At 71.8% G+C, this 13,340-nt stretch carries 13 protein-coding genes; 7 read left to right on the forward strand and 6 right to left on the reverse strand.

The window, feature by feature from the left end; genetic code table 11:
* Positions 1–59: 59 nt before the first annotated feature.
* A complete protein-coding gene (locus ACZ60T_RS14510) occupies positions 60–713 on the reverse strand; it encodes a TetR family transcriptional regulator (RefSeq protein WP_469666176.1) in 654 nt (217 codons plus the stop codon).
* A gap of 215 nt (positions 714–928) precedes the next feature.
* Here ACZ60T_RS14510 and ACZ60T_RS14515 point away from each other — a divergent pair, with 215 nt between their 5' ends.
* From ACZ60T_RS14515 to ACZ60T_RS14530, 4 genes are all read left to right on the forward strand, one after another.
* The gene (locus tag ACZ60T_RS14515; RefSeq protein WP_469666177.1) at positions 929–2,341 is read left to right on the forward strand and encodes a glycosyltransferase family 4 protein; all 1,413 of its coding nucleotides are present in this window, start codon (positions 929–931) and stop codon (positions 2,339–2,341) included.
* Positions 2,335–3,078 (forward strand): class I SAM-dependent methyltransferase, encoded by a 744-nt coding sequence (locus tag ACZ60T_RS14520; protein ID WP_365619699.1) that lies wholly within the window; start codon positions 2,335–2,337, stop codon positions 3,076–3,078. Before ACZ60T_RS14515 ends, ACZ60T_RS14520 begins: the two co-directional genes overlap by 7 nt.
* Positions 3,075–4,145: a glucosidase family protein gene (locus ACZ60T_RS14525; RefSeq protein WP_469666178.1), complete on the forward strand. Its 1,071-nt coding sequence runs from the start codon at positions 3,075–3,077 to the stop codon at positions 4,143–4,145. Before ACZ60T_RS14520 ends, ACZ60T_RS14525 begins: the two co-directional genes overlap by 4 nt.
* 169 nt (positions 4,146–4,314) lie before the next feature.
* Positions 4,315–4,869, forward strand: coding sequence for a hypothetical protein (locus tag ACZ60T_RS14530; RefSeq protein WP_469666179.1), 555 nt, complete (start codon positions 4,315–4,317; stop codon positions 4,867–4,869).
* 72 nt (positions 4,870–4,941) lie between these two features.
* Here ACZ60T_RS14530 and ACZ60T_RS14535 read toward each other — a convergent pair whose 3' ends face one another.
* The 4 genes from ACZ60T_RS14535 to ACZ60T_RS14550 form a co-directional block, all read right to left on the reverse strand.
* Positions 4,942–5,790, reverse strand: coding sequence for a hypothetical protein (locus ACZ60T_RS14535; RefSeq protein WP_365619708.1), 849 nt, complete (start codon positions 5,788–5,790; stop codon positions 4,942–4,944).
* 156 nt (positions 5,791–5,946) lie between these two features.
* The gene (locus ACZ60T_RS14540) at positions 5,947–6,915 is read right to left on the reverse strand and encodes an N-acetylmuramoyl-L-alanine amidase (protein WP_365619711.1); all 969 of its coding nucleotides are present in this window, start codon (positions 6,913–6,915) and stop codon (positions 5,947–5,949) included.
* A gap of 22 nt (positions 6,916–6,937) precedes the next feature.
* On the reverse strand, positions 6,938–7,588 hold the full coding sequence (locus tag ACZ60T_RS14545; RefSeq protein WP_365619713.1) for a class I SAM-dependent methyltransferase: 651 nt from the start codon (positions 7,586–7,588) through the stop codon (positions 6,938–6,940).
* 111 nt (positions 7,589–7,699) lie between these two features.
* Entirely contained in the window at positions 7,700–9,439 is a 1,740-nt protein-coding gene (locus tag ACZ60T_RS14550; RefSeq protein ID WP_469666180.1) for an MFS transporter, read from the reverse strand.
* Positions 9,440–9,764: 325 nt separating this feature from the next.
* Here ACZ60T_RS14550 and ACZ60T_RS14555 point away from each other — a divergent pair, with 325 nt between their 5' ends.
* From ACZ60T_RS14555 to ACZ60T_RS14565, 3 genes are read left to right on the forward strand one after another with little or no spacing between them, the layout of a single operon-like run.
* Positions 9,765–11,204, forward strand: coding sequence for an MFS transporter (locus ACZ60T_RS14555; protein ID WP_469666182.1), 1,440 nt, complete (start codon positions 9,765–9,767; stop codon positions 11,202–11,204).
* 51 nt (positions 11,205–11,255) lie between these two features.
* Positions 11,256–11,795: a SigE family RNA polymerase sigma factor gene (locus tag ACZ60T_RS14560; RefSeq protein WP_365619721.1), complete on the forward strand. Its 540-nt coding sequence runs from the start codon at positions 11,256–11,258 to the stop codon at positions 11,793–11,795.
* Complete coding sequence (locus ACZ60T_RS14565) at positions 11,795–12,616, forward strand: hypothetical protein (RefSeq protein ID WP_469666183.1); 822 nt, start codon at positions 11,795–11,797, stop codon at positions 12,614–12,616. The genes ACZ60T_RS14560 and ACZ60T_RS14565 overlap by 1 nt, the downstream gene beginning before the upstream one ends.
* 34 nt (positions 12,617–12,650) lie before the next feature.
* Here the strand turns inward: ACZ60T_RS14565 and ACZ60T_RS14570 are convergent, their stop codons facing one another.
* Positions 12,651–13,283: a response regulator transcription factor gene (locus ACZ60T_RS14570; protein ID WP_365621033.1), complete on the reverse strand. Its 633-nt coding sequence runs from the start codon at positions 13,281–13,283 to the stop codon at positions 12,651–12,653.
* Positions 13,284–13,340: the final 57 nt, after the last annotated feature.

Raw genomic sequence — 13,340 nt, forward strand, 5'->3', positions numbered from 1 at the left:
GCCGAGGACCGGAAGGTCGAAAGACCAGAAGGTCGACCCAGCCCGTCTCGTAGGTCATTTCATGCCCGCAGCCGTTCGCCCGTGGCCGTTGGCCAGTCGATCAGTCGGCAGGCCGTCTCGATGTCGAGCCTGACCTGGGCGATGGAGGCGCGCCCCGAGAGCCAGGTGATCAGGGCCGAGTGCCAGGTGTGCTCGATCACGCGGACCGCCGCCGACTGGTCCGGGGTCGGCTCGGCGAGGCCCGTCGCGTCCAGGATGATCGCCGTGGTCTGCCGGGAGACCCGGTCCACCTCGGGAGAGGCGCCACGGTCCGCGAAGGTCAGGGCGCGCACCATCGCGTCGGCGAGCTGAGGCTCCCGTCGCAATGCGCGAAAGGCCCGCATCAGCGTCTCCGTCACCCGCTCCGCCGCCGTCTCGCCGGTCGGCGGGTTCTCCCTGAGCGTCGCGTGCAGCCGCTCCAACTGGTCCTGCATGGTCGCGACCAGCAGATGCACCTTCGACGGGAAGTAGCGGTACAGCGTGCCGAGGGCGACCTGCGAGCACTCCGCGACCTCGCGCATCTGCACCGCGTCGAAGCCGCCCCGGCTCGCCAGCCGTGCGCTCGCGGCCAGGATCCGGCGCCGACGCGCCTCCTGTCGCGCGGTGACCGGGGGCGAGCACGGCCGTGCCGTCCCTCGCGCGGCCGTGGTCTGCGCCGTGGCTTCCGCAGGCATGGATCCCCGTTCCGTCGTTCCGTGACAGCCGGTGAGGGCGAGTGGCCGCACAGCATGGCAGGGGGCTCGCGCCGTGGCGTGAATCACCTGATCCGCCCGCTCGCGGTCTCCTTACCTGCCGGTAGATTCGAAGCCTCTGAACGACCAAGTCTGAAACTTGTTCTAGATTACCGTCCGGCGTAACCTCGCGGGAACGGCAGGGAGAAGGGGCCGAAGTGACCGCTGAGGGCAAGGAGGCGGGTTCCCAGGAGGACTTGGCCGCCGACGGCTACCGGCCGTTGCGCATCGCACTCCTCACCTACAAGGGCAACCCCTTCTGCGGCGGTCAAGGCGTCTACGTACGCCATCTCTCACGCGAGTTGGCCCGCCTCGGCCACCAGGTCGAGGTCATAGGCTCGCAGCCCTACCCCGTACTCGACGAGGGCGAGGACCTCAAGGGACTGTCCCTCACCGAACTCCCCAGCCTCGACCTCTACCGCCAGCCCGACCCCTTCCGCACCCCGGGGCGCGAGGAGTACCGCGACTGGGTCGACGCGCTGGAAGTCGCGACCATGTGGACCGGCGGCTTCCCCGAGCCGCTGACGTTCTCCCTGCGCGCCCGCCGCCATCTGCGCGCCCGGCGCGGCGAGTTCGACGTCGTGCACGACAACCAGACGCTCGGATACGGGCTGTTGGGCGATGTCGGAGCCCCCCTGGTGACCACCATCCACCACCCCATCACCGTGGACCGGCAGTTGGAGCTGGACGCGGCCCCGACCTGGCAGCGCCGCGCGTCCGTACGCCGCTGGTACGCGTTCACGCGCATGCAGAAGCGGGTGGCACGCCGGCTGCCCTCCGTCCTCACCGTCTCGGGGACCTCCCGCCAGGAGATCGTCGACCACCTGGGCGTCTCCCGGGACCGCGTCCATGTCGTGCACATCGGCGCCGACACCGACCTCTTCTCGCCGGACCCCTCGGTGCCGCGCGTGCCCGGCCGGATCGTGACCACGTCCAGCGCGGACGTCCCCCTCAAGGGCCTGGTGTATCTGATCGAGGCGCTCGCGAAGGTGCGCACCGAGCGCCCCGGCGCGCATCTCGTCGTCGTCGGCAAGCGTCCGCAGGAAGGCCCGGTCGCGCAGGCGATCGAGCGGTACGGGCTCGCGAGCGTCGTCGAGTTCGTGAAGGGCATCTCCGACGCGGAGTTGGTCGACCTGGTGCGCTCGGCCGAGGTGGCGTGCGTGCCCTCGCTCTACGAAGGGTTCTCGCTGCCCGCCGCGGAGGCGATGGCGGCCGGTACGCCGCTGGTGGCCACGACCGGTGGCGCCGTACCGGAGGTGGCCGGGCCGGACGGCGAGACGTGTCTGGCGGTGCCGCCGGGCGACGCCGGGGCCCTGGCCGCCGCGCTGACCCGGCTGCTGGGCGATCCGGAGCTGCGCACGCGGCTCGGCGTGGCCGGGCGGGACCGCGTGCTGCGCCACTTCACCTGGGCCCGTGCCGCCGAGGGAACGGTGGCCCGGTACCGCGAGGCGCTCGCCCGCCCCGACCGTCCCAGGGCGCTCGCGGTCCCGGCCGGTCCCGCGTCCCCGAACGGAGCAGCCGCCGCCGAAGAGTTCGTCGTACCCGATTCCGAAAGCAGGGCCACGTGCTGACCGTCGACTTCTCCCGGTTCCCGCTCGCTCCGGGCGACCGTGTCCTGGACCTCGGCTGCGGAGCCGGCCGCCACGCCTTCGAGTGTTACCGGCGCGGCGCCCAGGTGGTGGCCCTCGACCAGAACGTCGAGGAGATCCGCGAGGTCGCCAAGTGGTTCGCGGCGATGAAGGAGGAGGGCGAGGCACCGGCGGGCGCCACCGCGACCGCCATGCAGGGCGACGCCCTCGCGCTGCCCTTCCCCGACGACTCCTTCGACGTGGTGATCATCTCCGAGGTCATGGAGCACATCCCCGACGACAAGAGCGTCCTCGCCGAGATGGTCCGGGTGCTCAAGCCGGGCGGGCGCATCGCCGTCACCGTCCCGCGCTACGGCCCCGAGAAGATCTGCTGGACCCTGTCCGACGCCTACCACGCGAACGAGGGCGGCCATATCCGCATCTACAAGGCGGACGAACTGCTGGCCAAGATGCGCGAGGCCGGACTGCGCCCGTACGGCAGCCACCACGCGCACGCGCTGCACTCGCCGTACTGGTGGCTGAAGTGCGCCTTCGGCGTGGACAACGACAAGGCGCTGCCGGTGCGCGCGTTCCACAAGCTCCTGGTCTGGGACATCATGAAGAAGCCCCTGGCCACCCGGGTCACCGAGCGGGCGCTGAACCCGTTCATCGGCAAGAGCTTCGTGGCGTACGCGACCAAGCCCCACCAGCCCCGTCTCCCCGAGGCGGACGCCACGTGACCACTCCCCGGACAGACCATCTCGTCCTGCCCGGGGTCCTCACCGCCGAGCAGGCCGCCGCGACCGTCCGCGGCATCCTCGCCGTGCAGCGGGAGGACGGTGCCATCCCGTGGTTCCGCGGCCACCACCTCGACCCGTGGGACCACGTCGAGGCGGCCATGGCGCTGGACGCGGCCGGTGAGCACACGGCGGCCGAGCGCGCGTACGACTGGCTGGCCCGCCACCAGAACGAGGACGGCTCCTGGTACGCGGCCTACACCGACGGCGACCCGGAGGCGGTCACCGACCGGGGCCGGGAGACCAACTTCGTGGCCTACGCGGCCGTCGGCGTGTGGCATCACTACCTGGCCACCGGCGACGACACCTTCCTGGACCGGATGTGGCCGACGGTGTACGCCGCCGTCGAGTTCGTCCTGCTGCTCCAGCAGACCGGCGGGCAGATCGGCTGGAAGCGCGAGGACGACGGCACGGCCACGGCCGACGCGCTGCTGACCGGCAGCTCCTCCATCCACCACGCGCTGCGCTGCGCGCTGGCCATCGCCGAGCAGCGCGAGGAGCCGCAGCCGGACTGGGAGGTGGCGGCGGGCGCGCTGCGGCACGCGATACGCCGGCACCCCGAGCGGTTCCTGGACAAGGACCGCTACTCGATGGACTGGTACTACCCGGTGCTCGGCGGCGCCCTCACCGGCGCCGAGGCCAAGGAGCGCATCGAGGCCGACTGGGACCGCTTCGTGGTGCCCGGCCTCGGGGTGCGCTGTGTCGTCCCCAACCCCTGGGTGACCGGCGGCGAGTCGGCCGAACTGGCCCTGGCGCTCTGGGCGATGGGCGAGTCCGACCGCGCGCTGGAGATCCTCCAGTCGATCCAGCACCTGCGCGATCCGGAGACCGGTCTGTACTGGACCGGCTATGTCTTCGAGGACCAGGTGATCTGGCCCCGGGAACTCACCACCTGGACGGCGGGCTCGCTCCTGCTCGCGGTGGCGGCCCTCGGCGGCCACGAGCCGACCTGCGCGGTCTTCGGCGGCGAACGCCTGCCGGTGGGACTGGAACCGGACTGCTGCGGTTAGCACGCCGGGGCGGCGGCGCGGCGGGTTCCTTCCGGGCGGGCTCTGGGCGGGTCACCCGAACGGCTCCGTCCTGGCGGTGCGCGGGGGCGGGACGGGTGAGGCTGCTCGTGTCTCCCCGTTCTCCCCGTGGCCGGGAGAACCGAGCCCTTCTTCGACCCCGGAGGATCCCGTGCCGCACCCGATACGGCGCCTCGCCCCGGCGCTCGCCCTCACCTGCACCGTGTCCGCCGGTGCCACCGCCTGCGGCGGTGGCAGTGCCGCGGAAGAGGCCGCCGTGTACATCACGGCCCCGACGCCGTCCCCGACCACCCAGGACGAGCGGGAGGACTTCGCCAGAGCCCGCTTCGCGGCGACCGCCGGGCTCGCGGCCGGGGCGGCCTACCGGTGGATCGTGAAGCCCTGGAAGGACGGCGTCTTCGACAAGGGCGTCCAGGGGCGGGCCGCCGCGCTCGACAAGGCGGGCCTCGCGGGCACCTTCGCGTACAACAAGCTCAAGACGCTCCAGCGCAACGCCCAGGGCGACCCCGAACTCGTCGAGGACCTCGCCCCGCTCGTCCCCGAGCTGGAGCGGCTGAAGGACCTTCCGGCCAAGCTGCGCGCGGGCGACGAGGCCGCGATGCGCACCTTCGACGAGACCATCGGCAAGGTACGGGGCGTGGGCAGCCGCGCGGACGCCCACATCCGGGTCATGATCCCGACCGAGTCCCAACTCGCCGCAGGCTGACCACGGTTGACGCCGCACGGCAACGGCCCCCCGCCCGGCAAGGGCGAGGGGCCGTAGGAGTCAGCCGAGTTCTCAGCCGCGCTGGATGCCGCTCGCGTCCTGGAGCACACCGCGGCGGCCGTCCTGCGTCTGCGCCACCAGCGCGGAACCGCGCTGCTCGACCGCCAAGTACCAGGTACCCGGCGCGAGTTCGGCGATCTGCGTGGCCGATCCGTCCTCCGCGTACAGCGGACGCGGCACCGGCACGGCGAACCAGAACGGGGAGAAGTCCCCGGCCGGGGCCTGCTGCTGGGCCTGCTGCGCCGGCCCGCCGATCGACGCGTCGGGCTGCGGCTGCGCAGGCTGCGGCTCCCCGCCGAACGGCTGCCCCGGCTGCTGCCCCTGCTGCGGCTGGCCGCCGAAGGGCTGCTGCTGGGCGCCCGGGTAGCCGTAACCACCCTGCGGCTGCGCGCCGTAGGGCTGCGCGGTCACGGGCCGCGGTCCGGCCGGGACGAGGACGGCCTGGAGGGCGGGCACCATCGGGGTGGCGATGGCGGCAGCGGCCAGGACGAGCGCGGCGATGAGTCCGAGGATGAGGCCCGAACCCGCGCCCACCTTGGTGAAGGCGTCGCTGAACGCGCCCAGGGGGTCGATGATCGTCCAGAACGACGTCCACGCGGCGAAGAGCGTGAGAGCGACGCCGAGTTGACCGAGGTCGAGCCCCACGACCTTGCGCGGCTGCGGAAGAGCTCGTGCGACGACGATCAAGGCCGCGCCGACAATGCCGGCGACGTACATGCCCATCACCAGGCCGAGATCGTCCCAGGCGTTGGGGACGTCGCTGCCGGATCCGTCAAAGGTATCGAGGAACGACGCGATGAACAGCAGTACCGCTGCTCCGATCACCACGCCGTCGCCTCTAGTGAGGGAGCGCATATTCACTTCGGGTCCTTCGTCTGTCGTCTCGTCGTCGTTGGAGGCGTCGCTGTCACCCTGGTGCCCCGAGGGCTGTGGTGGTAAGCGCGGGGGTGGCCCCTCATCGTACGAACGACACTATCGTCCGTCCGGCTCGGATGTCCGCAGGGTTCGGGCGGGCGATCACTTCCCGCGCAGGAAACTCACGATTCCCTCAGAGATCCCCCGCGCCGCCTTCTGCTGCCAGTCTTCGCTGGTCAGCAGGGCCGCGTCCTTACTGTCACGCATGTTGCCGCACTCGATGAACACCTTCGGAACTGTTGACAGATTGAGACCACCGAGATCGTTCCGTACCACAAGTCCCGTGCCGTTGCCGAGGTAGTTGGACGGCGCGCTGCCGGTGACCCGGAGGAAGTTGCCCGCGACGCGCTCGCCGAGGTCGCGGGAACGGGCGGCGATCGGGCGGGTGTCCGCGCCGCCCGCGTGCACCGCGGCGGGGAGGATGACATGGAAGCCGCGGTTGCCGGGCGCCGAGCCGTCCGCGTGCAGGGAGATCGCCGCGTCCGCGTGGGCCTCGTTGCCGATCCGCGCCCGCTCGGTCACACACGGGCCCCACGGGCGGTCGCCGTCCTGGGTGAACTTCACCGTGATGCCCTGCTGTTGGAGCAGCGGGCGCAGTCGGCGGGCCACCGCCAGGGTGAACTCGGCCTCCGGGTAACCGGCGTTGGTGGCGGCGCCCGTGGTGTCGCACTCCTTGGAGTTGGTGCCGATGTTCACCTTGCGGTTGATCTCGGTGGTGTGCCGGAAGTTGTCGGGGTTGTGGCCCGGGTCGATCACGACGACCTTGCCCTTGAGGGAGCCGGACGCGGCGGCGCGCGAGGTCGGGGTGGAGGACGCCTTCGACGGCTCGCCGTGGGCCGTCGGGGAGGCCGTGGCCGACGGGCTCGCCGAGGGGTGCGGGGTCGAGGGGGACGCCGAGGAGGCCGTGGCGGGCGCCGCGTCGGCCGGTCCGCCGCCGGTGTCGGCCACCGCCGTATAGACCAGCCAGCCGACCAGCGCCGTCGGCACCAGCGCGGCGACCGTGAACGTCAGCGGCCGTCGCCGGGAACGGCGCGGCTCGGGGGGATCGAAGTCCGGACCTACGTACGACATGACAGCGACCCTAACGGCGCCGTCACCCTCCCGCTTCCGTTCGCCGCAGGACGCGCAGGGAGTCGGTCACCGAGATCTCCGTGAACGCGCCGGACTCAAGTGCCTTGAGATACACGCGATACGGGGCCTGCCCGGTGAACTCGTCCTCCGGTTCCGGGAAGACGTCATGGATGACCAGCAGCCCGCCCTCGGCGACATGGGGGGCCCAGCCTTCGTAGTCGGCGTTCGCGTGCTCGTCGGTGTGGCCGCCGTCGATGAACACGAGGCCGAGCGGCGTCCCCCACAGCGCCGCGATCTGCGGCGAGCGGCCGACGACAGCGACCACGTGCTCCTCCAGACCCGCCCGGTGCAGCGTGCGCCGGAAGGTGGGCAGCGTGTCCATCAGACCGACCTCGGGGTCGACCGTCCGCGGATCGTGGTACTCCCAGCCCGGCTGCTGCTCCTCGCTGCCGCGGTGGTGGTCGACGGTGAGCGCGGTGACGCCCGCGGCGCGGGCCGCGTCCGCGAGCAGGATCGTGGAACGCCCGCAGTAGGTGCCGACCTCCATCAGGGGCAGCCCGAGCCGCCCCGCCTCGACGGCCGCCTCGTACAGCGCGAGCCCTTCCCGCAGGGGCATGAACCCCTTCGCGGCCTCGAAGGCGGCCAGGATCTCCGATGAGGGTGCCGCGGGCATGGGGTCCTTCCGGTCGTACGTATCCGTGGGCGCCCCATGCTGCCGCACGCTGCCGACGCGCAGGTGACGGGGGTCCCGCAGAGGGCTGCGGGACCCCGGCGGGATGTTCGGTCAGGCGGAGACGGTCTCGCCCGGCAGGCACAGGTCCAGGTCGACCGGGTGGTCACCGCCCAGATGCGTGGCCGAGGAGGCGAGCGGGGCGTGGCCCGTGGCCTTGGCGGCCAGGATGTAGGGGCCCTTCTCCGGCACGGCCACCGTGTAACGGCCGTCCTCGGTGGAATGGGTGGCGCCTACTTGGCGGCCCCTGTGGTCGATCAGCGTGACCTTGGCGTGGGCCACCGGGGCGCCCTCGGCGTCCAGGACGCGGCCGCGGAAGCCGCGCAGCACCTGGACGGCGCGCTCCAGGTTGGCGTCCTCCTCGCTGCTCGCGCGCAACTGCGGGACGGCCGAGGGGCGTTGACCGGGCAGGAACAGCGCGGCGACCAGGCCGAGCGCCACCGCGGCCGTCGCGATCAGGAAGGAGACGCGGAAGCCGTGCATGGTGGGGATCGCGAGCCCGTGCGTCTGGTGGGCGGTGTTGGCGAGGACCATGCCGACGACGGCGCTGGAGACCGAGGTGCCGATCGACCGCATCAGGGTGTTGAGGCCGGTGGCCGCGCCCGTCTCCGAGGCCGGGACCGCGCCGATGATCAGCGCGGGCAGCGAGGAGTAGGCGAGGCCGATGCCCGCGCCGAGCAGCACCGAGGTGACCACCGTCTGCCAGGCGGCGCTCATCAGGCCGATTCCGGCGCCGTAGCCGATCGCGATGATCAGCAGGCCGGTGATGAGGGTGAGCTTCGGGCCGTAGCGGGCGGACAGCCGGGCGTAGAGCGGCGCGGTGAACATCATCGTCAGGCCCAGCGGCGCCACGCACAGGCCCGCGACGACCATGGAGCGGCCGAGCCCGTAGCCGGTGGCGGTGGGCAGTTGGAGCAGTTGGGGCAGGACGAGCGAGACGACGTAGAACGAGACGCCGACCATGATCGAGGCGAGGTTGGTGAGCAGCACCTCGCGGCGGGCGGTGGTGCGCAGGTCGACCAGCGGTGCGGGAAGGCGCAGTTCGAGCACGCCCCACAGGGCGAGGACGACGGCCGCGGCGGCGAACATGCCGAGCGTGGTGCCGGAGGCCCAGCCCCAGTCGCTGCCCTTGGAGACCGGCAGCAGAAGCAGGACCAGTCCGGCGGACAGGCCGAGCGCGCCCAGCAGATCGAAGGAGCCCTCGGCGCGCGTCTCGGACTCCGGTACGACGAGCAGGGTGAGCACGATGGAGGCGACGCCGAGCCCCGCGGCGCCGAAGAACAGGGCGTGCCAGTCGGCGTGTTGGGCGACCATGGCCGCGGACGGCAGCGCGAGTCCGCCGCCGACGCCGATCGACGAACTCATCAGGGCCATCGCCGAGCCGAGCCGTTCACGGGGCAGCAGGTCGCGCATCAGGCCGATGCCGAGCGGGATCGCGCCCATCGCGAAGCCCTGGAGCGTACGCCCGACGATCATCGGGATCAGGGTGTCGGTGAAGCCGCTGACCAGCGCGCCGATCACCATCACGGCCAGGCTGGCGAGCAGCATCCGCCGCTTGCCGTAGAGGTCGCCGAGGCGGCCCATGATGGGCGTGGCCACCGCACCCGAGAGCAGGGTGGAGGTCATGACCCAGGTCGCGTTGGAGGGGGAGGTGCTCAGGAGCGCGGGCAGATCCTTGATGACAGGGACGAGCAGGGTCTGCATCACCGCGACGACGATGCCCGCGAACGCGAGCACGGGCACGATCGCGCCCGGCCGCCCTGGAGCAGGACGGTCGGTCGGTATGTGCGTCATGTGTGGAGGCCTCCGGCCGAGAACAGAAGGAGTACGCAAGGGAGTTGGCAAGAAACGGGCAAGGTCTGCGCGGGACCGGGATTCGGGTCAACTCCGTCTGCTCGGGCATCTATTCCGTTGCTTCGACTTCCTAACGAATCCTTGACCATCTGATGGCGAACTGATGTGCCATCAGCTGGGCTCGTCCTCGGACGGCCCCGGGGAGAACCCGGCAAAGGCCCAGGAAGGCCCCGAGAAGGCCGCGGGAAGGGCCCGGGTCGTACGTCCGAGGACGGGGGCCGCCGGGCCGAAATCCCGATGCGGGGCACACGTCCGGGTTGGGACCATGGCCCTCATGCTGCGAACAGCCCAAGACACCACCACAAGCCGCCGTACCGCGTCACCGCCCACCTGGTTGGTGGTGACGCTCGCGTGCGCCGGACAGTTCCTCGTCGTACTGGACATCTCCGTCGTCAATGTGGCACTTCCGTCGATGCGGACGGACCTGGCGCTGAGCGCGTCGGGGCTGCAGTGGGTCGTCAACGCGTACGCGATCGCCTTCGCCGGCTTCCTGATGTTCGGGGGACGGGCCGGAGACCTGTACGGGCGCAAGCGGATGTTCCTGGTGGGGCTCGCCCTGTTCACCCTGGCCTCGCTGGGCGGCGGACTGGCCCAGCAGGGCTGGCAGATACTCGCCGCGCGCGGGGTGCAGGGCCTGGGCGCGGCCGTGCTCGCGCCCTCGACCCTGACGCTGCTCACCGCCGCGGTACCGGAAGGCGCCGCGCGGGCGCGCGCCATCGCGACCTGGACCGCGGTCGGCGCGGGCGGCGGCGCGGCGGGCGGGCTCGTCGGCGGTCTGCTGGTCGAGGGGCTGTCGTGGCGCTGGGTGCTCCTCATCAACGTGCCGATCGGCGTGGTCGTCCTGGCCGGGGCGGCACGCTGGCTGACCGAGAGCCGAGCCGGGGACGGACGACGGCTCGACCTGCCGGGAGCGCTGCTGGTGACGGCGGGGCTGGCCACGCTCGCATACGGGATCATGCGGACGGAGGCGGGCGGCTGGACCTCGCCGACGACCCTGGCTCCGCTGTGCGCCGGGCTCGCCCTGATCGCGCTGTTCCTGCTCGTCGAGGCGCGGGCGAAGGCCCCGCTGATGCCGCTCGGGCTGCTGCGGGTGCGGTCGGTGGCCTCGGCGAACGCGGCCATGTTCGTCTCCGGTTCGGCGATGTTCTGCATGTGGTTCTTCATGACGCTGTACGCGCAGAACGTGCTCGGCTACTCGCCGCTGGAGGCCGGGGTCGCGCTGATACCCAGCTCGCTGGCCGTGGTGCTCGGCTCCAAGGCCGCGCCGCGGGTCATGCGGATCCTGGGCGCGCGCACTGTGACGGTGCTCGGGATCCTCGTCTCGGCGGCCGGGTTCGGCTGGCAGTCGACCATGACGGCGGACGGCGACTATCTGACGGCGATCATGTTCCCGGGGATCCTGATGATGCTGGGCGGCGGTCTGTCGATGACCCCGCTCGCGTCGCTCGCGACCTCCGGGGCGGCGCCGGAGAACGCCGGTCTGGTGTCGGGCCTCGTCAACACCTCGCGCACGATCGGGGGTTCTCTGGGCCTCGCGATCATGACGACGATCGCGGCGTCGCGCACGGGCGGACGTGGGACGGCCGAGGCCCTGACGGAGGGGTACGCGCTGGCGTTCCGGGTGAGCGGATGCGTGCTGCTGGTGGCGGCCGTACTGGTGCTGGTGTGGCTGCCGCGGAAGAACTCGGCGAATTCCGCTCGATGAGGCAACGGTCCGCTGGACTCATGGACTCCTTTTGACATCAAGGAGGTGCCCATGGGGGATCGGAAGCAGGCTCGGGACACGGAGTTCCAGAGCTTCGTCATCGGCCGCTGGCCGCGGTTGATGCGCACGGCATTTCTCCTCACGGGGGAGCAGCACGCCGCGGAGGACCTCGTCCAGTCGACGCTGGAACAGACCTATGTGGCCTGGCGCAAGGTCGGTTCGGCCGACGACCCGGAGGCGTATGTACGCCGCGTGATGATCAACGCGCATGCGCGCAGACATCGCAGACGGCTCAAGGAGTTCCTCGCGCCGCGGGACGACTCGGGCCTGGTGCGCGAGGTGGCGGACACCGGTGACCGCATCGCCCAGGCCGACGACCGCAGCGCCCTGCTGAAGGCGCTGGCCCAACTGCCGCCGCGCCAGCGGGAGGCGGTGGTCCTGCGGTACTGGGAGGACCTGACCGAGACGCAGACGGCCGAGGCGATGGGCTGCTCGGTGGGCACGGTGAAGAGCAATGCGGCCAAGGGGATCGCGAAACTCCGCGCCATACCCGGACTGGCCGAGACGGTGAGCGAGGGAGGGCGACGGTGATGAGCGCGGACCGGGAGAACCACGACATGACGCACAAGGACATCGCCCTCCTGCTGGCCGACGCCGCGGACGAGGTCGAGATCGGTATAGCGCCCTACCAGGCGGTGATCCGGGGCGGTCGCCGCCGCAGGACCCGCCGTCTGGCCGTCGCGGCGGCCACGGCGCTGGTGCTCTGCGGCTCCACGGGCGCCACGCTCGCCCTGACGGGCCTGCCGGGCGGGGACGGGGACCGGGTGGCCCCGGTGGCGACCCGGCCGACCGCGCCGGTCTCGCCGGAGGACCGGCATGTGTACGCGCCGCAGCGCACCACGCTGGCGACCGGAACCGACCAGGGCAAGACCTGGCAGGTCTATATCGACGTGTGGGGCGTGCCGCGCGACGAGAGCGAGGCGCGGCGCCAGCTCGACGCCATGCGTGCGGCGGGGGAGGAACCCGCGGTGCGGCAGGCGTCCGGCCTGGTCGGCAAGACCTCGTACTTCGTGGGCCGCAGCGTCAGCGGCGGCAAGTCGTTGGTGATCACGTTCAACACGGTCAAGAAGATGGACCCCGAGAAGGGCGGCTACGAGGCCTTCTCGACCTCCTTGGAGCCCGGCGCCGTGGGCCCCGAACGCCTGGTCGTCGGCCGGGTCGGCAAGGGTGCCCGGCAGGTCATGTGCAAGTGGCAGGACGGCACGACCTCGTCGGCCCGCAAGGCGCTCGACGCCTCCGCCCGTGCCGGAGACCACGGGGTGATCCGCCCGGCGGCCGGTACGCCGGTGAACTGGTTCGTGTGCCTGGCGCCGAGCGAGACGGGCTTCGAGAGCGCGGAGGTGGTGAAGTAGGGCGCGGGGCCTCGGAGGTGGGGTCCGCGTCCCCCTACAGCCACCCTTGCTGCCGGGCCTCCCGTACGGCCTCCGTGCGGTTGCGGGTGCCCGTCTTGCCGATGGCGGAGGAGAGGTAGTTGCGGACGGTGGACTCGGAGAGACGCAGCCGGGCGGCGATGTCGGCGACCGTCGCCCCGTCCACCGAGGCCTTCAGTACGTCGCACTCACGGGCGGTGAGGGGGTTGGGTCCGGCGCTCAGCGCGGCGGCGGCCAGCACCGGGTCCACGACCGTCTCGCCGGTGAGCACCCGCCGGATCGCCTGGGCGAGTTCCTCCACCGGCCCGTCCTTGACCAGGAACCCGGCGGCGCCCGCGTCCATGGCCCGGCGCAGATAGCCGGGCCGGCCGAAGGTGGTCAGGATCAACACCCGGCAGTCCGGGACCTGTTCACGCAGCTCGGCCGCCGCGTCCAGCCCGCTCATGCCCGGCAGCTCGATGTCCAGCAGGGCCACGTCCGGGCGGTGGATCAGCGCCGCGTCCACGATGGCGTCGCCCGCCGAGACCTGGGCGACGACCTCCAGGTCCGCCTCCATACCGAGCAGCAGGGCGAGGGCGCCGCGCATCATCCCCTGGTCCTCGGCGAGCAGAACTCTCGTACACCGTGCGGGACGGTGCTCCTGCGGCATCTCGTTCACGGGGGACAGGCTATAGACCCCGGCTGCGGCGCGGTTGTTACGCCGTGG

This window comes from Streptomyces sp. NPDC104371, assembly GCF_055583785.1.

Bases quoted from the DNA above. Each gene is read 5' to 3' on its own strand.
- ACZ60T_RS14510 (WP_469666176.1), bottom strand. From the start codon at position 713: ATGCCTGCGGAAGCCACGGCGCAGACCACGGCCGCGCGAGGGACGGCA.
- ACZ60T_RS14540 (WP_365619711.1), bottom strand. From the start codon at position 6,915: ATGTCGTACGTAGGTCCGGACTTCGATCCCCCCGAGCCGCGCCGTTCC.
- ACZ60T_RS14545 (WP_365619713.1), bottom strand. From the start codon at position 7,588: ATGCCCGCGGCACCCTCATCGGAGATCCTGGCCGCCTTCGAGGCCGCG.
- ACZ60T_RS14550 (WP_469666180.1), bottom strand. From the start codon at position 9,439: ATGACGCACATACCGACCGACCGTCCTGCTCCAGGGCGGCCGGGCGCG.
- ACZ60T_RS14555 (WP_469666182.1), top strand. From the start codon at position 9,765: ATGGCCCTCATGCTGCGAACAGCCCAAGACACCACCACAAGCCGCCGT.
- ACZ60T_RS14560 (WP_365619721.1), top strand. From the start codon at position 11,256: ATGGGGGATCGGAAGCAGGCTCGGGACACGGAGTTCCAGAGCTTCGTC.
- ACZ60T_RS14565 (WP_469666183.1), top strand. From the start codon at position 11,795: ATGAGCGCGGACCGGGAGAACCACGACATGACGCACAAGGACATCGCC.
- ACZ60T_RS14570 (WP_365621033.1), bottom strand. From the start codon at position 13,283: ATGCCGCAGGAGCACCGTCCCGCACGGTGTACGAGAGTTCTGCTCGCC.